The following is a 20857-nucleotide window of genomic DNA, read 5'->3' as shown; positions in this document are numbered from 1 at the left end:
GGAGGACCTGCGCTTTGCCCGACTCACTGACCCGAGTGAGCACCACCACCTCCGTGGTGCTGCTCGCCACGACACCGGCGTGCAGGCTCTCCTGCGACGGCGGCACCCTGCTCGACCGGCTGCACGACCAGCTCGCCACGCTTCCCGTGCGCGAGGTCCAGGTCGTCACCGCCGGCGGCGGGCTCGGCGCCGACCTGCGAGGCGTGGCGAAGATCGCCCGCGTCTCGTCCGGCGCCTTCGCCGTCGTGCCCGCCGACCTCGTCGCCCACACCGAGTCGCTGGCCCTGCTGCTGGAGCATCCCGCGCGCGACACCCGCGCGCTCGTCTCCCACGGCGCGGCCGGCGGCCCCATGCGGCCTCCCGTACGGATGGAGGGCGGCCGCATCGTGGCCGCCGGCAGCTCCTTCCACACGGTCCCCGAGGCCAACGCCACGTTCGCCGGCGTGCTCCAGGCGGGCGAGGCCGACCTGGCCACGCTCGCCGACCTGGCCGAGGAGCTGGCCGAGCTGGCCGACGCCGGCCGGCTCGGCCCCGTCACCCCCGTGGAGGCCGTCGACCTGCTGCTCGTCGGCCTCGTCCGGTCGGGCGTCGCCGTGCGCGCGGCCACGCTCGGCGAGCTGCACTGCGACCGCGTCACCGGCCAAGGCTCCGCCGACGCCGCCGTCCAGCGGCTGGCCGAGGTGGACGAGGCCAAGGTCAGGCTCGACACCTCGGTCAAGGGCGACGACGGCTTCTTCACCACGTTCTTCGTCTCGTCGTGGACCCGCCACCTGATCAAGCCGGCCGCCGCCGCCAAGCTCACCCCCAACGCCGTCACCGGCATCTCGGTCGGCCTGGCGGTGCTGGCGGCGATCTGGTTCTCGGCGGGCTCGCCGGGCGGGCGGCTGGCCGGGGCGGTGCTGGTCTACCTGTCGTTCGCGCTCGACTGCCTCGACGGGCAGCTGGCCCGCTACACGCGCGGCTTCACGCCGCTCGGCGCGTGGGCCGACGGGATGGCCGACCGGCTCAAGGAGTACGTCGTCTACGTCGGCCTGGCCCTCGGCTACGTCGCCGCCCAGCCGTTCCCGAGCGGCAACCCCGGCGGGATCTGGTTCCTCGCCGTGGGGGCGATGATCCTGCAGGCGGTACGGCACGCCATCCACTACTCCTACGCCGGGGCGGTGGCCGACGCCCGCCGGGTCGGCGCGCTGTGGGCCAGACCGGTGCGCTCGCTGCTGGAGCCCGCCGACGCGGGCCGCAGGCGCGAGCCACGGCAGGGCGTGCTCAAGATGGCCAAGCGGATGGAACGCGAGAGCGTCGTCCACTGGCTCCGGAAGATGATCGTGCTGCCGATCGGCGAGCGGATGGCGCTCATCGCCGTCACCGCGGCGCTGTTCGACGCCCGGGTGACGTTCGTGGCGCTGATCGGCTGGGGGAGCGTCGCGGCGCTCTACCAGCTGGCCGGCCGGATGGTGAGGTCGGCGGAATGATCGCGGTGCACATGACCCCGGTGCCGGGCAGCAAGGTCGTCACCTACCGGGACGACGGGCCCCTCTCGCGCGGCATGGGCCTGCTCGTGGCCGGGCAGCTCCCGCCGCTGCCGCCGCTGATCGCCGGGGCGTTCGTCACCGGCGTGCTGCTGCTCATCGGCGTGGCGGCCTCCGACGGGCTCGCGGTGTTCGCGCCCGCCGTGACGCTGCTGCTGGCCGGGCCGGGCAGCTCCCACCCGCACGACGGCAGGCTCGACTGGCTCGCGCCGCCCATCCTGCGGGCCATCGAATACTCCTTCATCGCCGCCTGCGGGTTCTCCCACGGGGTGCCGCCGGTGCTGATCTTCCTGCTGCTCGGCGCCATCGCCTTCCACCACTACGACCTGGTCTACCGGCTGCGGCAGCACGTCTACCCGCCGCCGTGGCTGTCGAGCCTGGGGCTGGGCTGGGAGGGCCGCACGCTGCTGATCGGGCTGGCCGCGCTGGCCGGGTGGGTGCCCGCCGGGTTCGCGCTGCTCGCGCTCTATCTGTGGGGGGCGTTCGGGTGGGAGAGTCTCACGTGCTGGCTCGCCGCACCGCGATCCGGGGTGGAAGCCGCGGATGCGGGAACGCAAGACTAACGGCGGATTACCCGCACAGGGCCTAAAGCCAACTAACCTTTGGGCCTAGTAGTCATGCTCGACTGAGGAGTGCACGTTGCTGGGAATGGTGCTGGCCGCTGGAGCCGGACGTCGCCTGCGGCCGTACACCGACACGCTGCCGAAGGCGCTCGTGCCGGTCGACGGTGAGACCACGATCATGGACATCTCGCTGCGCAACCTCGCCGAGGTGGGGCTGCGCGAGGTCGTGGTCGTCATCGGTTACGCCGCGCAGGCCGTCCACGATCGCAAGCGTGAGCTGGAGGAGCGCCACGGCGTCGAGCTCACCCTCGTGCACAACGACAAGGCCGAGGAGTGGAACAACGCCTACTCCCTGTGGTGCGCCCGCGATTACTTCAAGCAGGGCGCGCTGCTGGTCAACGGCGACACCGTGCACCCCGTCTCGGTGGAGAAGACGCTGCTGGCCGCGCCGGAGACCAGCGAGATCCTGCTGGCCGTCGACGACGTCAAGAAGCTCGCCGACGAGGAGATGAAGGTGACGCTCTCCCCGGAGGGCTCGCTGCGCCGCATCACCAAGCTGATGGACCCGTCCGACGCCTACGGCGAGTACATCGGCGCCACCCTGATCCGCCCGGGCGCCGCCGCCAAGCTGGCCGACGCGCTCCAGGCCACCTTCGAGCGCGACCCGCAGCTCTACTATGAGGACGGCTACCAGGAGATGGTCGAGCGGGGCGAGCAGATCCACGTCGCCCCGATCGGCGAGGTCGACTGGGTCGAGGTGGACAACCACGACGACCTGGCCAAGGCCCGCACCATAGCCACCCGCTACTGAGGGGGCCGGATGCCGCTTCTCGCGAGGATGCTGCCCGCGCCGCTGACCATGGACGTCCGGCGCGGTGCGGTGGCGCAGCTCGGCGCGCTGCTCGCCGACAGCCGGGTGGCCACCTCCGGCCGGGTCGCGGTCGCCGTCGGCCCCGGCCAGGGCGACCACATCGAAAGCCTGATAGCGCCGACGCTGGACGAGGCCGAGGTGTTCCGCGTCTCCGACGGGAGCGTCGACGCCGCTGTCTCGCTCGGCGCCGACCTGCGCAAGGGCGCCTACGAGGTGGTCGTGGGCGTCGGCGGCGGCAAGACCATCGACACGACGAAGTACGCCGCCTCGCTGGCCGGCATCCCGATGGTCGCCGTCGCCACCAACCTGTCCCACGACGGCATCTGCTCGCCGACGGCGTCGCTGCTGTACGAGGGCGGCAAGGGCACGTTCGGCGTGCCGATGCCGCTGGCGATCCTGGTCGACCTGGACTTCGTCCACAGCGCGCCGAAGTCGCTGGTGCGGGCGGGCGTGGGTGACGTGGTGAGCAACCTGTCGGCGATCGAGGACTGGCAGCTCGGCAACGTCGAGCGGGGCGAGCCGCTCGACGGGCTGGCCTGCTCGATGGCGCGCACGGCCGCCGAGGCGCTGATCGGGCGGACGGACTCCATCGAGTCGGACGCGTTCCTGACCGTTCTGGCCGAATCGCTGATTCTGTCGGGCATGTCGATGGTGGTCGCGGGCTCATCTCGGCCCGCGAGCGGTGGAGACCATGAAATCATGCATGCCGTGGACCAGCTCTTCCCCGGCACCTCCAACCACGGCGAGCTCGCCGGGATCGGCACGGCCTTCTGCTATTTCCTGCGGGAGGACGAGGCGCGGCTCCGGCAGGTCACCGAGTGCCTGCGCCGGCACGAGCTGCCGGTCTCGCCCGGCGACATCGGGCTGACCAACGAGCAGTTCGTCCAGGCCGTGGTGCTGGCCCCGGCCACCCGCCCCGGCCGTTACACGATCCTGGAGCACCTGCGCCTGCCCGAGTCCGAGATTCGCGATCGAGTGGAGGACTATGTCCGGGCCTTCGGTAGCTGAGCTGCGGCGGGTCGCTCAGCCCGCGGGCCATCTGGAGCGCCGCAACGGCGAGCACTGGGCCGGCGTGCTCTACATGCGTCGGCTGTCGATCTACGCCACCTGGGCGCTGAGCAAGACGCCGGTCACGCCCAACCAGCTCACCTGGGTGATGACGGTGGCCGGGGTCGTGGCGGGCGTGGTGCTGGCCCTGCCCGGGCTGTGGGCGGCCGTGTTCGCCGCCCTGCTCGTGCAGGTCTACCTGCTGCTCGACTGCTCCGACGGCGAGCTGGCCCGCTGGACCGGCAAGACCTCGCTGGCGGGCGTCTACCTCGACCGGGTGGGCGCCTACTTCACCGAGGCCGCGCTGCTGGCGGGGCTGGGCTGGCGGGCGTCGCAGGTGCTGCCCGACTGGTACACGGTGATGGGGTTCGCGGCCGCGCTGGGCGCGATCCTCATCAAGGCCGAGACCGATCTGGTGGAGGTGGCGCGGGCCAAGGGCGGGCTGCCTGCGGCGAGCGACGCCTCCGGCACGCAGTTCCGCTCGGGGCTGCTGGGGCTGGGCCGCAGGGTGCTGGCGGCCACGAAGTTCCACCGGATCGTGCAGCCGATCGAGCTGTCGCTGCTCGCGCTGGCCACCGCGGTGGTCGACGTGGTGACCGGCGACCTGACCGCCACCCGGGTGCTCGTCGTGGCCTGTGTGGTGGCGGCCGCGCTCCAGACCGTGCTGCATCTGATCAGCATCATGGCGTCGAGGCGGCTGGCGTGATCACATCCCGGAACCGGCAAGGCTCCCCGTCCGTCGTATTGATCAGACGTCCGCGGTTCGGTGGGGGTTCACTACCGGTTCCGATACGCTTAGCTCCACCAATATCAGGAAATAGGCAGACCAGCAGACTCGGTGATCATGAAAGAATGCTCCGCTCGTGCTCTCAACGCGTCAGGACGATGATTCGTTGAAGATCTCGTGCGTCATCCTCACCATGGGCAACCGGGTCGCGGAGCTGAACCGGGCGGTCGAGTCCGCGCTCAACCAGGTCGACGGCGACGTCGAGGTGGTGATCGTGGGCAACGGCGCCGACGTGCCCGAGGTGTCGGCGACGCCACCCGTTGGCTCGTCCGCGACCGTGAAAACGATCCGGCTCGACCAGAACACCGGCATCCCGGCAGGCCGTAACCGCGGCGTCGAGGAGTGCTCCGGCGACGTGGTGCTGTTCCTCGACGACGACGGCTGGTACGCCAGCCAGAAAGTCGTGGCGCACGTGCGCGACCGCTTCGCCACCGAGCCCGACCTGGCCGTGATCTCCTTCCGGGTGATGGACCCGGACGGCGGCATCGGCCAGCGCCGGCACGTGCCCAGGCTGCGGGCCGGCGACCCCGAGCGGTCCTCGCCGGTCACCACGTTCCTGGGCGGCGCCTCGGCGATCAGGCGCTCGGCCTTCCTCCAGGTGGGCGGGCTGCCCGAGCGCTTCTTCTACGCGCACGAGGAGACCGACCTGGCCTGGCGGCTGCTCGGCGAGGGCTACCGGATCGAGTACGACGCCGACACGGTCATGTATCACCCGCAGGTGCCGCCGACGCGCCACGCCGACTTCTACCGGCTCAACGCGCGCAACCGGGTGTGGCTGGCCCGGCGCAACCTGCCGTGGCCGCTGGCGGTCCTCTACCTGCTCGACTGGATCGTGCTGACGCTGATCCGCGAGCGGCGCTCGACGGTGGCGCTCAAAGCGTGGTTCACCGGCTTCTTCGAGGGGCTGCGCACCTCGGCGGGCGAGCGCCGGCCGATGGCCTGGCGCACCGCCTGGCGCATGGTCAAGCTCGGCCGCCCGCCGATCGTCTGACGCCCAGGCCCGCCCACGGGTCTGACGCCCAGCCTGCCGGTCGGCCGTGCGGTCACGGCAGGGTTTGGGCGTCGTCCAGGCTGACCATGGCGTGCGCGGCCGTCGCGGTCAGCAGCGGGCGCCTGGGCAGCCCCAGCTCGCTGAGCTCCTTGGCGATGGGGTGGTTGCCGAGCCGGATGAGCGCCCCGCCCGGCCTGACCCGCACGCCCCGCGCCCGGAACCGCCACGGCACCCGCCGGGTGACGCCGTCGCGGTGCGTGAAGGCGTCCAGCGCGAGACCGGGGCCTGCCACCGGGACCCCCGGCCGCACCAGCAGGTCCAGCACCAGCCTGCCGTCCTTGCGCAGGATGCAGCGCTTGTAGGGAGAGGACAGGCGCAGGTCGATGTCGGCCAGCTCCTTCGGGAAGCCCCACAGCGCCCGCCCGGCCTCCAGCGTGAAGCGCCCGTCGACCGGCAGCCAGTGCACGAACAGCCCCGCCCGCCCGGTGTCGGGCCGCCGGATCACGAACGCCATGCCGAACTCGTGGTAGGCGTCGAGATCCCCGTCGCGGTAGTCGGCGAACAGCAGCACGCACACGGCCTTGCCGGGCAGGACCTCGGCCGCGTCCAGCCCGGAGTACGCGATCACCGCCCGGGCCGCGTCGGCCCGCACGGCGTAGGCGGCGGCGCACACCGCCACGTCGCGGATCCGGACAGGCATGCCCACCGTCCGGCCCTGGATCAGATGCGATGCCATGCTCCCCAGTCAATCAACAGCCGGCTGTCGGCACCATTCGGCGTACGCGTTTCTAGACGGCGGGGGAGGGCTTCTCCCCGGAGGCGGCGGCCAGCGGGCGGGAGCGCACGGCCACGCCCGCCCAGCCCTCCATCCGGGCCACGAACGCGGTGGCGTGGTCGGGCCAGTGGTGGCGGGCCAGCGCCCGCGCGTGCCCGGCCGCGCCGAGGGCCAGCCGCCGCACCGGGTCCTCCTTGAGGTCGAGGACGGCGTCCAGGACGGCCTCCACGTCCAGCGGTACGACGAAGCCGCACCCGGTCTCCTCGACCGGCCCGGCCCCCGGCGAGGTCGTGATGACGGGCAGCCCGCGGCCCATGTAGTCGAGGATCTTCGTCGGCGTCACACCGGGCCCCGCGGACAGAGACAGCCCCGCCAGGGCGCCCTCGGCCATCCGCAGCGCGTGGCGGTTGGGCACGTACCCGAACCAGTCGAGCAGGCCGACCCGTTGCGCGTCGCGTAGCAGCGGCCGCACGCCCGGGGCGGCGGCGCCGATCAGGTCCAGCCGGATGCCGTGCGGGACGAGCCGCTCGGCCAGCGCGACGAGCTCGCTGACGCCGCGGTCGGCCGACAGCAGGCCGAGGTGCACCACCCTGGTGTCGCCGGGAGGGGGAGGGCTGGGCGACACCAGGGTGGCTTCGGGCACCACGGCGGAGGTGACGACGTGGTGCCGGCGGCCGGCCCGCGCGAGCCGCGCGCCGGAGACCTCCTCGCGCACGTCCCAGACGACGGGCGGGCGGCGGTACGGCAGCGCGCGCAGCAGCCGCTGCTCGTGGACGATCAGCAGGTCCGCGCCCCTGACGCCGCGCCTGAGCGCGGCGCGCGCCCGGCCGTAGGCGGCGTGGCGTGCCACGTCGAGCGCGGTGAGCCCGGCGGCCGGCGTCACGTTGTAGTACGTGAACGGCGCGACGTAGGTCACCTCGTGGCCCGCGTCGAGCAGCGCCCGGATCTGCCGGTGCATGATCCGGGCGTCCTCGGGATGGTGGACGGTCGTGGCAACGCATACCCGCATGCGTCGATGCTCAATGCCTACCAGGGCATTGGCGTAAATGCGGGTGAAACGGTCGCTTAACTCCTGGACCTGGATGGGCGGCGGTAGAGCCAGGTGAGGCGCGGCTCCAGCACCCACTTGAAGACCGTGCGGGTCTCCGGCAGGCAGAGCACGATCGCCAGCGCGAAGCAGCTGAAGCTGATCGCCAGCACGCCCAGCGGCCCGTGCAGCCACGGGAACTCCAGCCAGCCCATCTCCTTGGCGATGAGCACCGGGATGCCGTGGAGCAGGTAGCAGTAGAGGGTGCGGGTGCCGAGGTCGGTGAACCAGGTCTCGCGGCGCGGCACCAGCGCCAGCACCGCCAGGCACAGCGCCAGCGCGCACAGCAGCAGCCCGGTGCGCACCCCGAGGCCCATGTACCAGGACAGGTCCATCTTCTCGTAGCTGTTCTTGTAGTAGAACGGCGCGAGCGGCGCCTTCGGCGCGATGTAGATGGCCACGGCGGCGGCAGCGGCGATCACGAACCCGGACAGGATCTTGATCCAGCGGCGGTTGAGCAGCTCGAAGTGCTCCGGCTGCATGACGAGCCCGATGACGAAGAACGGCATCAGGCCGAAGAACCGGTCCATGCTGAAGTCGCCCGAGATCTCCGAGAACCCGGCGAACAGGTAGATGGCGATCGCCACCGGCACGGGATACTTCATCCGCTTCCACACCGGTGTGGACAGCCGCCAGAACAGCAGCGCCAGCAGGTACCAGTTGAGCCAGGCCGGATCGATGATCGTCAGGCTCCACTTCTGGCCCAGCGCGAAGCGCAGCGCGGCATAGCCGACCTCGACGATCACGTACGGCACCAGGAAGGTGTCGACGAGCTTGTTCGTCTTCGCGTTGGAGTTCCAGAAGTTTCTGGACAGGTAGCCGCTGATGACCACGAACAGCGGCATGTGGAAGGTGTAGATGAAGATGTACGCGGCGCGGGCCGAGTCGGCGCTGAGCGTCGGCACCAGGGAGTGGCCGATGGGCACCAGCGCGATCAAAATGAACTTGACGTTGTCCAGATAGGGATCGCGCTTGCGCTTGGGCTGCTCTTCGGGAGCGGGCTCCTCGGCGACCTCCCGGAGACTCTGCGGCGGCTCGCCGCGAGGGTCGGTCCGCTCACTCCAGAAGGCCTCCTCCGGCAGCGGCCATCGGGCGCCTGTGTTGGCGGGCCCGTCGTTCGCGGCCGTGACCGGGGGAGAGTGCTTGGTGTCAGACACAGGGGAGTCGCTCAGCTTCGCTCGGGGCCGGGGAACACGACAGACGACACGCGTGACGCGCCTTCACGGCGCGGGCGAGCCCAGTCGCCGACCCGAACCACGATATCCCGGTCCGGACGGTCCTGTCCTCCGGCGAGCCGGGTACACAGGCAACTTGGAGGGTCACACGCAGACGTTCTTCTGCTCCGATGCCTTGATCGTGGAGTTCTCCACGCTCTCGGAAAGCTTGGTCACCTTGACCGCCTTGAAGTCGGCCCCCACGATCAGCTGGACGACCGGGGCCCGCTTGGCCGTGGGCGTCGCCGCGCCGGTGGTCTGGGTCCCGGTGTAGGGCTCGGTGGTGGTCGCCCTGACCTTGCCCGCCTTGGCCTGGGGCGCGGGCGTGAGCTCGTCCGCGAGCGCGTCGGCGTAGTCGGCTCCGGTGGCCGCCGTCTTCGGGTAGTGCACCTCGGTCTTGGCCAGGCTCTGGCCGTCGGGCGACTGGTAGTTGCCGAGCTGGACGACCTTGAAGCCCTGCTTGGTGAGCTGGTCGGCGACCTCGCGGGCCTTGCCGGGCGTGGTGGTGCCGTTGAGCACCTGGACCTGCACCTGCTCGGGCTTGAGCGCGAGCTTGGGCTTGGCGCTGGCCGTCGGCTTGGGCTCGGCCTCCTCGATCTGCGTGTCGTTGATGATCGACTGGAACAGCTCGTTGGCGTCGGGCTGCTTCCACACCACGCGGTTCTCGTCCTCGGGGTCGGGGATCCACGGGATCGTGGTGAACTTGACGTCCTTGGCGGTCAGCTCCCTGGCGCTCATCGCGATGTCGATGAGCTTCTGCGGGTTGTTGGCCAGCTCGGGGTCCATCGTGACCGACTTGGCCGCCGCCGTGACGAACGAGGTGAGCTTGCCCGGGTCGGTGAGCAGGTCACCGCTCGTGGCCTTGGCGACGACCTTGCTGAGGAAGATCTGCTGGCGCTTGATGCGCTGGATGTCGCTGTTGTCGCCGTACTTGCGCAGCCGTACGTAACCCAGCGCTTGCTCGCCCATGAGCAGGCTCTTGCCGGGCGGCAGCTTCAGCTTGGAGTCCTTGTCGTCGACGCCGGACTTGAGGCAGATCTCGATGCCCCCCAGCGCGTCGACGATGTTCTTGAACCCGCTGAAGTCGACCTCGACGAAGTGGTTGATGCGGATGCCGGTGAGGGTCTCCAGCGTGGCGATCGTGCAGGCGATGCCGCCGGAGTTGTAAGCGGAGTTGATCATCGCCCGCTGGGGCGGCATCTCCTGCTTGGTCGTCTCGTTCTTGCACTTGGGAATCGTCACCATCGAGTCGCGCGGGAAGCTGATCAACCGCGCGGCGTCCCGGTTGGGGGAGATGTGCATGACGATGATGGTGTCGGTGCGCTTGCCGCCGGCATCGGCGGTGCGGGCCAGCTCCTGGCCGTATCGGGCGTTGCCCTCGCCGGCGCGGGTGTCGGAGCCGACGAGCAGGACGTTCAGCGCGCCGGTGTCGCGGGGGCGCTCGGTGAGGATGTCGTCCTTGACGGCCTTCTGGTTGATGCTGCCGAAGGCGTCGCGGTAGACGGTGTAGCCGGTCAGGGAGCCGGCCACCATGACCGTGGTGGCGGCGATGCTCACCCAGGCGAGCATCCGCATCTTGTTGCCGCCGTTGCCGCGCCCCCTGCCCCGGTGGCCGCGCGGCGGATCCTCGGGCGGCGGCGGTGGGGCCGCCGCGGCCTGCCTGCGGGCCATGCGGCTTCCGGGCTGCGTCGAGGCGACCCTGCGGTCCTGCACGGACGCGCTCCTGTAGTCACTCATGCGCCCCCTAGCCTCGTCCTGGCTTGGTCGTACTGCGCCACGAGACTAGGTCACGTTCGGCGTGCCCGGGGCCATGACCGCGCGAAACGGCCGTGACACGGGCGTGATGTTTACCGGCCAAAGCATACTCAGAGGTGGACATTTCGGGGAATATTCTTTAGGAACTCTGAGGATTCCTACAGGTTAGCGCCGCCGCCAAACAGGCGAGCGGCACGACCGGCAACACGTAGCGATAGTCGAACTCCGCCACGGCCGGCGGTGTGACCAACAACACAACCGCCGCCGCCCAGGGGGCCAGCCAAGGCGCCGGGCGCGTCGCGGCGCGCGTCCCCGACCACCTCCTGCGCGCCGCCACGGCGGGCGGGACCAGCAGGATCACCAGCAGCGCGGTGCCGGGCAGCCGGGCCACGTCCTGGTAGGCGCGCATCCAGCCCGCGTACGGCTCGGCGACCCGGGTGCCGATCTCGCCCCGCTCGTAACGCCGGGCGAGCTCCGCGCCGTGCCGCGCCGGATAGCGGCCGGGCGGAGGCGGCGAGACCGACGGGAACTGATAGTAGCCGTAGATCTCCTGGTCGGGGTAGACCGGGCGGCCCCACACGAACGAGCGGCCCAGCTCCGACAGCACCGAGCCCGCGTAGTCGAGCGGCTGCGAGCGGACGGCCAGGAGCGCGAACCTGCCCGCCAGCGCGTCCGTCTCCCGCGCGAACGTGATGCCAGGCAGCCTGACCAGCGGCGCGTCCTTGGCCCAGATGTACTCCTGCGACGGCGGCCGCTGCTCCGGCGGCCGGGGATCGCACAGCACCCGCAGGTCCGGCGGCGGGTCCATCCGCTCGCAGTCGGCGAACGACATCGTCCGGGCATAGAGGAAGACGCCGTTCGCCCCCACGATGCCGACCCGCTGGTAGGTGGCGTAGAACCAGGCCCCGTACGCCACGACCGGCACCAGCGCCGCCGCCAGCATCACCACGGCCGGGCGGACCTGCCGCCGCAGCAGGAACCAGCCCGCCAGCAGCGCGATCAGCGGCAGCCCGACGGTCCTGGTCAGCGTGGCCGCGGCCAGCAGCAGGCCGATCGTGACCACCTTCGGCCGGTCGGCCAGCGCCAGCACGACCGCGAGCACGACGAGGAACATGAACAGCGTGTCGGAGACCAGCAGGTGCTCCAGCTCCACCTGGTAGGCGTCGAGCAGCACCGGCGCCGAGGCCAGCACCGCCGCCCACCGCCGCACCCGCCGCGCCGCCGCCCAGTAGACCAGCGCGCCCGTCGCCAATCCCAGCAGGTGCTGCACCGCGACCACCGCGCCGAAGGAGTGGAACGGCTCCAGCAGCTTGACGAACATCGAGTAACCGGCGGGACGCACCAGGTCCGGGCGCGGATGGAAGACGGTGACGATGTAGGTGTAGGAGTCGGGGAACCACAGCGCCGGGCGGAAGCCCAGCATCGTGACCACCCTGAGCAGCGCCCCGGCGGCCAGCACCACCAGGAACCACCGGTGACGCCGCACGAACCGACCCGCCACCCGCACGACCTCCCGCATGTCCGGCACGCCGGTACGCTACCGGGCTTCCACCTGCGGGGCGTCATCGTGATGCCGTCGACGTGATGCCGTCGTGATGTTGGATACGCTCGCTGGTCGATGGAACTCGCCCGGACGCGCGCCCCGGCGGCGGGCCGGGTGCTCGCCGTGGTCACCGTGCTGCCCGCGCTCGCCGTGGCCGGGTGGCTGCTGGCCGGGCTGGGGCTGCTCCTCGCTGACGGCTTCCGGCCGCTGCCCGCGTTCCTGATCGGGCTGCCGGGCGCGGCTGTGCTGTGCTGGGCGGGCGCGCGGCGGGCCGCTCCGCTCACCGCCACCGCCGGGCAGACGGCCACCGTGCTCGCCGTGGCGCTCGGGTCCGGGGTGTTCAACGCCGTCCTGCACAGCGAGCAGCTGCTCGTCCGGCGCGACCCGGCCACCTACGCGCAGTACGCCGTGTGGCTGGCCCGGCACGGCTCGCTGCCCATCGACCCGCGGGCGGAGGCGTTCGGCGGGCCGGACCCGGCGCTGGTGTTCGACAGCATCGGCTTCTACCGGGGCGACGGGGCGGTGGTGCCGCAGTTCATGCCGGGGCCGCCGCTGCTGTACGCGCTGGGGGAGTGGCTGGGCGGCATGCTGCTGACGCCCGCCGTGCTGGGGGCGCTGGCGGTGCTCGTGGTCGGCGGGCTGGCCGCGCGCCTGGTCGGCGGCTGGTGGGCGCCCGTGGCGGCGCTCGCGTTCGCGGTCAGCATGCCGGTGCTCTACACGTCGCGGGCCACGTTCAGCGAGATCCCGTCGGTGATCCTGCTGTTCGGCGGGCTGGCGCTGGTGCACGACGCGCTGGAGCGGGAGCGGCGGGCGCTCGCGGCGCTGGCCGGGCTGGTGTTCGGGCTGAGCGTGCTGGTCCGGGTCGACGGGCTGCGCGACGTGCTGCCCGCGCTCGCGTTCGCCGGGCTGCTCATCGCGCTGCGGCGGCTCCCCGGCCGCACCGGACGGCTCGCCCGCGGCTCGGGGGCGGGGCTGCCGCTGCTCGCCGGGCTGCTGGCCGGGGCCGGGGCCGGGCTGCTCGCCGCCTACGTGCTGTCCCGCCCCTATCTGGACTACCTGTCGCGCTCGGTCGAGCCGCTGCTGCTGATCTGCGGCGCCGTGCTGTTGCTGACCGCCGCCGGGACGGCCGCCGCGCCCGCCCTGGCCCGGGTACGGCTGCCGCGCCGGCTGCCGGAGGCCGGGGCCGCGCTGGTCGTGCTCGTCATGGCGGGCCTGGCCGTACGCCCCTGGGTGCAGACCGTGCGCCGCGAGCCCGACAACGTCGACGACCGGCGGACCTTCGTCTTCATCGAGCAGATCCAGAAGGCCAACGGCCTGCCGCCCGACGGCTCCCGCCTCTACTTCGAGAACTCGCTGCACTGGGTGGGGTGGTACATCGGCGTCCCGGCGGTCGTGCTGGCCACGCTGGCCGCGGCGGTGCTGCTGCGCCGGCTGCTGCGCGGCAGGGAGACCGCCTGGCTGCTGCCGCTGGCGGTGATCGGCTGGACGACCCTGACGACGCTGCTGCGGCCGGAGATCACCCCCGACCACCCGTGGGCGGCCCGCCGCCTGGTGCCCGTGGTGATCCCCGGCCTGGTCCTGCTGGCCGTGTGGGGTGCCCGATGGCTGGCCCGGCGCTTCCCCCGACGCTTCCCCCGGCGGTGGGCCGCCCCGGTGCTCGCGCTGCTGGTGCTCGCGCCGCCGGTCTTCACGTCGATCGGCACCGCGTTCACCCCGGTCGAGCGCGGCGAGGCGGCGGCGGTGGCGCGGATGTGCGCGCGCATCCCCGACGACGCCTCGGTGGTGATCGTGGAGCGGGTCACCGGCGACCGGTTCACCCAGGTCGTACGCGGCATGTGCGGGGTGCCCGCCGCCAAGGCGGACGAGGCGTCCGAGGACGACGTGCGCCGCGTGCTCGCCCGGGTGCGCGCGGCCGGCCGCACCCCCGTCGTGCTGGCCGCCGAATCCGGCCAGGTCGCGCCCTACGGCACGCCCGAGCAGGTCATGGCCCTGGTGACGCGGCAGGACGAGCGCTCGCTGACCAGCCGCCCGGACGGCACCTGGTCGCTCCGCGTCAACGTCTGGATGGCGATCCCTTGACCTGATGTGGACCCGCGTTTCTGCGGGGCAGAGTACCCTCGACGCACGTGAGCACGCCTGAGACCCCCCAGAGTGGAAACGCCGTGGAAGAAGCGCCATACGTCACGATCGTCCTGCCCTGCTACAACGAGCAGGACCACGTCATCGACGAGGTCGAGCGCATCACCAAGGCCATGGACTCCAGCGGCTACACCTATGAGCTCGTCGCCGTCGACGACTGCTCGACCGACGAGACGCTGGCCAGGCTGCGTGAGGCCGCGCCCGGCTACCCGCACCTGCGCATCCGCGCCTTCCACCGCAACGGCGGCTCCGGCACCGTGCGGCGGATCGGCACGCAGGAGGCCAGGGGCGAGATCGTCGTCTGGACCGACGCCGACATGACCTACCCCAACGAGCGCATCCCCGAGCTGGTGCAGCTCCTGGAGAAGGACCAGACGATCGACCAGGTGGTCGGCGCGCGCACCAGCGAGGAAGGCTCGCACAAGCTGCTGCGCGTCCCGGCCAAATGGGTGATCCGCAAGGTGGCCGAGATGCTCGCCGGGCAGAAGATCCCCGACCTCAACTCCGGGCTGCGCGCCTTCCGCAAGTCGGTGGCCAGGCCCTACCTGCGGCTGCTGCCGCCCGGGTTCTCCTGCGTCACGACGATCACGCTGTCGTTCCTGATGAACCAGCACGACGTCCACTACGTGCCGATCGACTACGCCAAGCGGGCGGGCAAGTCGAAGTTCAGCTTCGTGTCCGACGCCTACCGCTACATCCTCCAGGTGCTGCGGATGATCATGTACTTCAACCCGCTCAAGGTGCTCATGCCGCCCGCGCTGTGGCTGGTCGGCATCGGCATCGCCAAGGGCGTGTGGGACATGATCGACACCCCCTTCTACCTGCCGTCCAACACGGTGATGATCTTCCTGTCCGGCCTGCTCATCGGCTCGGTGGCACTGCTGGCCGACCTGATCGTGCGGTCGCGGGGCGACTAGCGTGCGCATCGCGATCGTCGGCCCCACCTACCCGTACAAGGGCGGCGGGGCGCAGCACACCACCGAGCTGGCCCACCGGCTCGCGGCGCTCGGCCACGACGTGGTCATCGAGTCGTGGCGGGCGCAGTACCCGTCGTTCCTCTACCCGGGGCAGCAGACGATCTCCGCCCCCGAGGGCGTCCCGTACCCGAACACCCGGCGTGACCTCGACTGGCGGCGGCCGGACGGGTGGGTCGCCGCCGGGCGGCGGCTCCGCTCGGCCGACCTGGTGATCCTCGCCGTGCTCAGCCCGGTGCAGGTCCCCGCCTACCTCGGGATCCTGTACGGCATCCGCCGCAAGGCCCGGACCGTCGCGCTCTGCCACAACGTGCTGCCGCACGAGCGCAAGCCGTACGACCAGCCGCTGATGAAGGCGCTGCTCAAGCGGGTCGACGGGGTGCTGACGCACTCCGAGGAGCAGGCGGGGCTGGCCCGCGGGCTCACCGGCGGCCCGGTGCGCGTGGCCGCGCTGCCGCCGCACCTGCCCTCCACCCACGCCGGACGTTCCGAGGAGGTGCACCGGCGGCTGCTGTTCTTCGGCATCGTCCGCCCGTACAAGGGGCTCGACCTGCTGCTGCGCGCGCTGCCCGAGGGGATCGGGCTGACCGTCGCCGGGGAGTTCTGGGGCGGGCTCGACGAGACCCGGGCGCTGATCGACGAGCTGGGCCTGGCCGACCGGGTCGACCTGCGGCCCGGTTACGTGGCCGCCGACGACGTGCCGAAGCTGTTCGCCGAGGCGGACGCGCTCGTGCTGCCCTACCGCAACGCGACGGCCAGCCAGAACGTGTGGCTCGGGCACGAGCACGGCGTGCCCGTGATCGCCACCCGGGTCGGCGCGCTGGCCGACCACGTGACCGACGGCGTCGACGGGCTGCTGGTCGAGCCGGGCGACGTCGGGGCGCTGCGGGCGGCGATCGAGCGCTTCTACGCCTCCGGCGAGCCCGAGAGGTTGCGGTCGGGGGTCAAGGCCGTCGACCCGGCGCCGTTCTGGTCGGCGTACACCTCGACGCTCCTCGACGCCTGACGGCCCAGCAGGAACGCCAGCCCGGCCGCCGTCGCGTCGGCCAGCGTGAACGCCAGCCGCGACACCACGGCCACCGCGAGCGCCGCGCCGGTGCCGATGATCGGCTGCAGCACGAGCACCAGCGCGCCCTCGCGCACCCCGACCCCGGCCGGCACCACGAACGTGAGCAGCCCGGTCGCCCAGGCGAACGCGTAGGCGCCGGTCGCGATCACGTAGAGGTCCCACCGGCCCGCGAGCAGCCAGGTGTGAAGCCCGTACACCAGCCAGCCCAGCGTGGTCCACGCCACCGCGACCAGCACCGTGCGACCGGGCAGCACGCTGTCGAGCGTGTCGCGGCGCGCCACCCGCAACGCCAGGTTGAGCCCCCACGTCAGCACCTTCGGGTGCAGGCACACGATGATGACCGGCACGAGCAGCAGCAGATACCACGCCTGGCGCACCGCCTCCTGCGACGCCAGCGTGGCCGCCGCGATCGCCAGGCCCACCCCCAGGTTGATCACCAGCGCCAGCGAGATGCACGCGAACGTCCGGCGCGGCGGGCTCCCGTGGTCACGGCCGAGCTCCATCATCGCCGCGTACGCCCACACCGCGCCCGGGATGTACTTGCCGAGCTGCCCGACGAACATGATCCGCCCCGCCACCCGCACCGGCAGCGGCGACCCCAGCCCGGCCAGCACCTGCCGCCAGGCCAGCAGCATGCAGAACTGCCCGGCCAGCACCGCGCCGAACGCCCCCGCCACCGCCCACGGCGAGATCCCCGCCACGGCGTCACGGGTCGCGTCCCAGTTGCTCGCCAGGCCGTAGCCGAGAAAGCCGAGTGCGACCAGGGCCAGCACAACGCGCAGCAGTCGGCGGATCACCCGCCCAAGGCTACTTCAGCAACGGTGCCCGAGATAGGCCCACGAACGCCGTGACCAGCACGTCCTCGAAGCGCCCCGGCCGGCGATTCCCCGGCGGGCCGCCGTACCGAAGCCCCGTTCGACGGCCGGGGGCGGCGAGCGCGGGTACTGTTGGGCGGCGTGGGAAAGCAACGGGTCGCGCAGCTGGAATACTCCGAGTTCCAGTCCGCGATGCTCGACGAGGCGAAGCGCAGGCGCAAGGCCGCGAAGATCATCGCGGTGCTTGAGCACTTCCACGGACCGCTCGGCGGGCTGACCGTGGGCGACGTGGGCTGCTCGGCCGGGTTCATCGCCGACGAACTCGCCGCAGCCGGGGCCGGGCACACGCTCGGCATCGACATCGACGTGCCGGGGCTGCGCAAGGCCGCCGACCGGTTCGGCGAACGGGTCGCCTTCGTGTGCGGCGACGGCACCGCGCTGCCGTTCCCCGACGGGTCACTCGACGTGCTCGTGTTCAACCACATCTACGAACACGTGGTCGACCCCGACGCCGTGGTCGCCGAGATGCACCGGGTGCTCTCCGACGACGGCGTCCTCTACCTGGGGCTGGGCAACCGGCTCGGCATCATGGAGCCGCACTACAAGCTGCCGTTCCTGTCCTACCTGCCGCCCGCGCTCGCCGACCGCTACGTGCGCGCCTTCGGGAAGGCCGACCACTACTACGAGCGCTTCCGCACCCGGCGCGGGCTGCGCCGCATGCTGCGCGCCTTCCACGTGTGGGACTACACGTTCCCGGTGCTGGCCACGCCTGGCCGCTTCGCCGGAGGTGAGCTGTTCCCCGGCGCCCTGGGGCGGCTCGCCCAGACCGTGCTGGCCCGTACGCCCCGGGCGGCGCTGCGGCTGCTGCTGCCGCTCGTGCCCACCTACCTCTGGGTCGCCACCAAGCGCCCCCGCCCCCCGGCCGGCGCCCCCCTTCCGCAGCCCCCGGAGCGGATCCCCCCACTGTGACCCGCCCCAACGACCCCACCCCCGCTCCCCGGCCCGTCCCCCCCACCACGGGCGCCCCTTGGGGAGAGGACATCCCCTCCGGTGACGCACGGCCCCTCACGGATGCGAAACCTCACGGGGACACGACGCCACCTGCGGGCACCCGCCCCCTCGGGGAAGCGCGGCTCCGCGCCGACGTGGGACCCAGCGGGGAGGCGGAGCCCCCTGCGGGCACCCGCCACCTTGGTGGGGGCGCGGTTTTCGCGGAGGGCCGTCCTCACGGGGAGGGGAAGCCCCGCCCCGAGGAGGAGCCCTCCCGGCCCCTGGGAGAGGCGGCACCGTCCTCGGACGAGCACCCCCTTGAGGAGGGGGAGCCCTCCGGGGGTGCCCCGTCCCTTGGAGAGGGCGCGCCCTCCCCGGAGGGGCGCCGCGTGGGGAAGGGGCGGCCGTCCGGCGAGGGGCGGTCCCGTTGGGAGGGGGAGCCCTCTGCGGGCGCCCGCCCCCAAGGAGAGGCGCGGCCTCGCGCCGAGGCGGGACCTGGCGGAGAGGCGGAGCCCTCCGGGACTGCCCCGTCCACAGGGGAGGGCGCGCCCTCCCCGGAGGGCCAGTCCCGTTGGGAGGGGGAGCCCTCTGGGGAGGGGTCAGGGCGTCCGGGCCGGAAGGGGCGGGGGCTCAAGAGGGCGGTGCGGCTGGGGTTCCTGGGGGTGGCGCTCGGGTTCGGCGGGTGGGCCGTGGCGTCGCAGTGGGATGCCGTGGCGGCAGGGTTCGCCGCACTGAGCTGGCCGATGCTGGGCGGGGCGCTGGTGGCCGTGGTGGGCGCGCTCGTGGGGGCGATGCTGACGTGGCGGACGCTGCTGGCCGACCTGGGGTCGAGGCTGCCGCTGCGCCCGGCGGCGAAGGTGTTCTTCGTGGGCCAGCTGGGCAAGTACATCCCCGGCGCGGTGTGGCCGATGCTGGCGCAGATGGAGATGGGCCGCGACCTGGGGGTGCCGAGGGCGCGCAGCGCGGCGGCGTTCTTCCTGATGATGCCGATCCAGCTGGCGACGGGCCTGCTGGTGACGCTGGTGACGCTCGGATGGGACCGGTTCGGGTGGCTGCTGCTCCTGGTGCCGGTGCTGCTGGTGCTGCTGGAGCCCCGGGTGATCAACGGGGTGATCGGGTTCGGGCTGCGGAGGTTGCGGCGGGAGCCGTTGGAGCGGCCGTTGACCCGGCGGGGGATGCTGACGGCGCTGGGCTGGGCGGTGGCGGGGTGGACCTGCTACGGGGTGCACCTGTATTTCATCACTCCGGATGTCGGCCTGGTGTTCGCCGTCGGGGCTTTCGCGTTGTCGTGGTGCCTGGGCATCATGACGTTCGTGGTGCCGGCGGGGGCGGGGGTGCGGGAGGCCGCGATGGTGGTGGCGCTGGCTCCGGTGATGGACAGCGGGCGGGCGATCGCGGTGGCGCTGTGCTCGCGGGTGGTGATCGTTCTGGGCGATCTGATCTGTGCCGGGCTGGCGGGAATCGCTGCACGGCGGGACTCAGTGTGATTTGGGCCACGATTTAGGGGACGCTGGTCATAAGCTGAACGAAGAGGGGGACGTGGAGTCCCGACGTTGATCTTGAGGGGAGAAGATCTACGTAATGCCTCGAGTGCTCGTCGACGCGGCGGCGGTCCCGGCCGACCGCGGCGCGCTGATCAGGTACGTGGACGGTCTGGTGTCGGCTCTCGACCGGGCGGGAGCCGATCTTGCGGTGGTCTGTCAGCGGGCCGACGCCGAACGCTACACCCGGCTCGCGCCTTCTGCCCGGATCATCCCGGGCCCGGTCTCCATCACCAACAGGGCCGCGCGGCTCGCGTGGGAGCAGACGGGCCTGCCGCTGCTGGCCCGCCAGGCGGGGGCCGAGGTGATCCACGCTCCTTATTACTCGATACCGCTCCGGTCGGGCCTGCGGACGGTCGTCACGGTGCACGACGTCTCCTGGTTCACCGAGCCCGACCAGCACAGCGCGGTGAAGGCGTCGTTCTTCCGGTCGGCGACGCGCACCGCCGTGCGGCACGCCAACCGGGTGATCGTGCCGTCGAAGGCGACGCGGGACGAGCTGGTGCGGGTGCTGGCCGCCGACCCGACCCGCATCGACGTCGCCTACCACGGGGTCGACCAGGAGCTGTTCCATCCTCCGACGGAGGCGGAGGTGCGGCGGGCGGCCAGCCGGTTCGGCCTGCACGGCCAGTCGTACGTGGCGTTCCTGGGGGCGCTCGACCCGCGCAAGAACGTGCCGAACCTGGTGCGGGGCTTCGCCGCCGCGGTGGCGGGCCTGGCGGATCCGCCGGCGCTGGTGCTGGGCGGCGGCGTGCACGAGGACGACGTCGACGCCGCCTGCCGGGAGGTGGAGGCCACGGTCAAGGTGGTACGGCCGGGCTTCCTGCGGGCGCCTGACCTGCCGGGATTCCTCGGCGGGGCGCTCGTGGTGGCGTTCCCGTCCAGCAGTGAGGGGTTCGGGCTGCCGGTGCTGGAGGCGATGGCCTGCGGCGCGCCGGTGCTGACCACCCAGCGCACCTCGCTGCCCGAGGTCGGCGGCGACGCGGTCGCCTACACTGAGCCGGACGCCGACAGCATCGCCTCCGCGCTGGCCCAGCTCCTGGCCGCGCCGGAGCGGCGAGCGCAGCTTCGGGAGGCGGGTCTGGCCAGGGCCAGGGAGTTCACCTGGGAGGCCTCCGCGGAGGCGCACCTCAGCTCTTATCAACGCGCAGTCGAATAGTTGGGTACCCT

At 72.1% G+C, this 20857-nt stretch carries 18 protein-coding genes; 12 read left to right on the top strand and 6 right to left on the bottom strand.

Annotated features, from left to right (window positions below):
* The first annotated feature begins 35 nt into the window (after nucleotides 1-35).
* The 6 genes from AB0G11_RS05170 (at nucleotide 36) to AB0G11_RS05145 (ending at nucleotide 5785) form a co-directional block, all read left to right on the top strand.
* Nucleotides 36-1469, top strand: a complete 1434-nt coding sequence (locus AB0G11_RS05170; RefSeq protein WP_357584070.1) for a CDP-alcohol phosphatidyltransferase family protein — start codon at nucleotides 36-38, stop codon at nucleotides 1467-1469.
* Nucleotides 1466-2089: a DUF5941 domain-containing protein gene (locus tag AB0G11_RS05165; protein WP_219499712.1), complete on the top strand. Its 624-nt coding sequence runs from the start codon at nucleotides 1466-1468 to the stop codon at nucleotides 2087-2089. Before AB0G11_RS05170 ends, AB0G11_RS05165 begins: the two co-directional genes overlap by 4 nt.
* Before the next feature lie 76 nt (nucleotides 2090-2165).
* Nucleotides 2166-2900 (top strand): phosphocholine cytidylyltransferase family protein, encoded by a 735-nt coding sequence (locus AB0G11_RS05160; RefSeq protein WP_219499710.1) that lies wholly within the window; start codon nucleotides 2166-2168, stop codon nucleotides 2898-2900.
* A gap of 27 nt (nucleotides 2901-2927) precedes the next feature.
* Nucleotides 2928-3968 carry an iron-containing alcohol dehydrogenase family protein gene (locus AB0G11_RS05155; protein WP_219499958.1) on the top strand — a complete coding sequence of 347 codons (1041 nt, stop codon included), beginning with the start codon at nucleotides 2928-2930 and terminating at the stop codon, nucleotides 3966-3968.
* Nucleotides 3946-4713: a CDP-alcohol phosphatidyltransferase family protein gene (locus AB0G11_RS05150; protein WP_219499708.1), complete on the top strand. Its 768-nt coding sequence runs from the start codon at nucleotides 3946-3948 to the stop codon at nucleotides 4711-4713. Before AB0G11_RS05155 ends, AB0G11_RS05150 begins: the two co-directional genes overlap by 23 nt.
* Nucleotides 4714-4900: 187 nt before the next feature.
* Nucleotides 4901-5785, top strand: a complete 885-nt coding sequence (locus AB0G11_RS05145) for a glycosyltransferase (RefSeq protein WP_219499706.1) — start codon at nucleotides 4901-4903, stop codon at nucleotides 5783-5785.
* A 52-nt stretch (nucleotides 5786-5837) separates the two neighbouring features.
* Here AB0G11_RS05145 and AB0G11_RS05140 read toward each other — a convergent pair whose 3' ends face one another.
* The 5 genes from AB0G11_RS05140 to AB0G11_RS05120 all read right to left on the bottom strand — a co-directional run bounded on the left by AB0G11_RS05140 (nucleotide 5838) and on the right by AB0G11_RS05120 (nucleotide 12135).
* Nucleotides 5838-6521: an acetoacetate decarboxylase family protein gene (locus AB0G11_RS05140; protein WP_357584068.1), complete on the bottom strand. Its 684-nt coding sequence runs from the start codon at nucleotides 6519-6521 to the stop codon at nucleotides 5838-5840.
* 52 nt (nucleotides 6522-6573) lie between these two features.
* On the bottom strand, nucleotides 6574-7569 hold the full coding sequence (locus tag AB0G11_RS05135) for a glycosyltransferase (protein ID WP_219499702.1): 996 nt from the start codon (nucleotides 7567-7569) through the stop codon (nucleotides 6574-6576).
* Nucleotides 7570-7625: 56 nt separating this feature from the next.
* Nucleotides 7626-8804 carry an acyltransferase family protein gene (locus AB0G11_RS05130; RefSeq protein ID WP_219499693.1) on the bottom strand — a complete coding sequence of 393 codons (1179 nt, stop codon included), beginning with the start codon at nucleotides 8802-8804 and terminating at the stop codon, nucleotides 7626-7628.
* A 162-nt stretch (nucleotides 8805-8966) separates the two neighbouring features.
* Nucleotides 8967-10598 (bottom strand): LCP family protein, encoded by a 1632-nt coding sequence (locus AB0G11_RS05125; protein WP_219499691.1) that lies wholly within the window; start codon nucleotides 10596-10598, stop codon nucleotides 8967-8969.
* A 157-nt stretch (nucleotides 10599-10755) separates the two neighbouring features.
* Nucleotides 10756-12135 (bottom strand): hypothetical protein, encoded by a 1380-nt coding sequence (locus AB0G11_RS05120; protein ID WP_357584324.1) that lies wholly within the window; start codon nucleotides 12133-12135, stop codon nucleotides 10756-10758.
* Between the two features lie 99 nt (nucleotides 12136-12234).
* On the opposite strand from AB0G11_RS05120, the gene AB0G11_RS05115 reads away from it, so the two are divergent.
* From AB0G11_RS05115 to AB0G11_RS05105, 3 genes are all read left to right on the top strand, one after another.
* Nucleotides 12235-14238 (top strand): hypothetical protein, encoded by a 2004-nt coding sequence (locus AB0G11_RS05115; protein ID WP_357584066.1) that lies wholly within the window; start codon nucleotides 12235-12237, stop codon nucleotides 14236-14238.
* A gap of 83 nt (nucleotides 14239-14321) precedes the next feature.
* Nucleotides 14322-15215: a glycosyltransferase family 2 protein gene (locus AB0G11_RS05110; protein WP_308125584.1), complete on the top strand. Its 894-nt coding sequence runs from the start codon at nucleotides 14322-14324 to the stop codon at nucleotides 15213-15215.
* A 1-nt stretch (nucleotide 15216) separates the two neighbouring features.
* Nucleotides 15217-16278 (top strand): glycosyltransferase family 4 protein, encoded by a 1062-nt coding sequence (locus tag AB0G11_RS05105; protein WP_357584064.1) that lies wholly within the window; start codon nucleotides 15217-15219, stop codon nucleotides 16276-16278.
* On the opposite strand, the gene AB0G11_RS05100 is transcribed toward AB0G11_RS05105, so the two are convergent.
* Nucleotides 16179-17138, bottom strand: coding sequence for a lysylphosphatidylglycerol synthase transmembrane domain-containing protein (locus AB0G11_RS05100; protein WP_357584062.1), 960 nt, complete (start codon nucleotides 17136-17138; stop codon nucleotides 16179-16181). The two genes, AB0G11_RS05105 and AB0G11_RS05100, sit on opposite strands and share 100 nt — an antisense overlap.
* A gap of 159 nt (nucleotides 17139-17297) precedes the next feature.
* Here AB0G11_RS05100 and AB0G11_RS05095 point away from each other — a divergent pair, with 159 nt between their 5' ends.
* The 3 genes from AB0G11_RS05095 to AB0G11_RS05085 all read left to right on the top strand — a co-directional run bounded on the left by AB0G11_RS05095 (nucleotide 17298) and on the right by AB0G11_RS05085 (nucleotide 20846).
* Nucleotides 17298-18125, top strand: coding sequence for a class I SAM-dependent methyltransferase (locus AB0G11_RS05095; protein ID WP_357584060.1), 828 nt, complete (start codon nucleotides 17298-17300; stop codon nucleotides 18123-18125).
* 662 nt (nucleotides 18126-18787) lie between these two features.
* Nucleotides 18788-19633, top strand: coding sequence for a lysylphosphatidylglycerol synthase domain-containing protein (locus AB0G11_RS05090; protein ID WP_219499680.1), 846 nt, complete (start codon nucleotides 18788-18790; stop codon nucleotides 19631-19633).
* Nucleotides 19634-19727: 94 nt separating this feature from the next.
* Nucleotides 19728-20846 (top strand): glycosyltransferase family 1 protein, encoded by a 1119-nt coding sequence (locus tag AB0G11_RS05085; RefSeq protein WP_246643764.1) that lies wholly within the window; start codon nucleotides 19728-19730, stop codon nucleotides 20844-20846.
* Nucleotides 20847-20857 lie beyond the last annotated feature (11 nt).

It is taken from the genome of Nonomuraea sp. NPDC023979, assembly GCF_040639085.1.
GTDB classification, from domain to species: Bacteria; Actinomycetota; Actinomycetes; order Streptosporangiales; family Streptosporangiaceae; genus Nonomuraea; species Nonomuraea ceibae.
The sequence above is the reverse complement of the archived record's forward strand: the minus strand, read 5'-3'. Positions and strand labels throughout refer to the sequence as shown.

Bases quoted from the DNA above. Each gene is read 5' to 3' on its own strand.
- AB0G11_RS05115 (WP_357584066.1), top strand. From the start codon at position 12,235: ATGGAACTCGCCCGGACGCGCGCCCCGGCGGCGGGCCGGGTGCTCGCC.
- AB0G11_RS05165 (WP_219499712.1), top strand. From the start codon at position 1,466: ATGATCGCGGTGCACATGACCCCGGTGCCGGGCAGCAAGGTCGTCACC.
- AB0G11_RS05125 (WP_219499691.1), bottom strand. From the start codon at position 10,598: ATGAGTGACTACAGGAGCGCGTCCGTGCAGGACCGCAGGGTCGCCTCG.
- AB0G11_RS05140 (WP_357584068.1), bottom strand. From the start codon at position 6,521: ATGGCATCGCATCTGATCCAGGGCCGGACGGTGGGCATGCCTGTCCGG.
- AB0G11_RS05155 (WP_219499958.1), top strand. From the start codon at position 2,928: ATGCTGCCCGCGCCGCTGACCATGGACGTCCGGCGCGGTGCGGTGGCG.
- AB0G11_RS05150 (WP_219499708.1), top strand. From the start codon at position 3,946: ATGTCCGGGCCTTCGGTAGCTGAGCTGCGGCGGGTCGCTCAGCCCGCG.
- AB0G11_RS05085 (WP_246643764.1), top strand. From the start codon at position 19,728: ATGCCTCGAGTGCTCGTCGACGCGGCGGCGGTCCCGGCCGACCGCGGC.
- AB0G11_RS05135 (WP_219499702.1), bottom strand. From the start codon at position 7,569: ATGCGGGTATGCGTTGCCACGACCGTCCACCATCCCGAGGACGCCCGG.
- AB0G11_RS05120 (WP_357584324.1), bottom strand. From the start codon at position 12,135: ATGCGGGAGGTCGTGCGGGTGGCGGGTCGGTTCGTGCGGCGTCACCGG.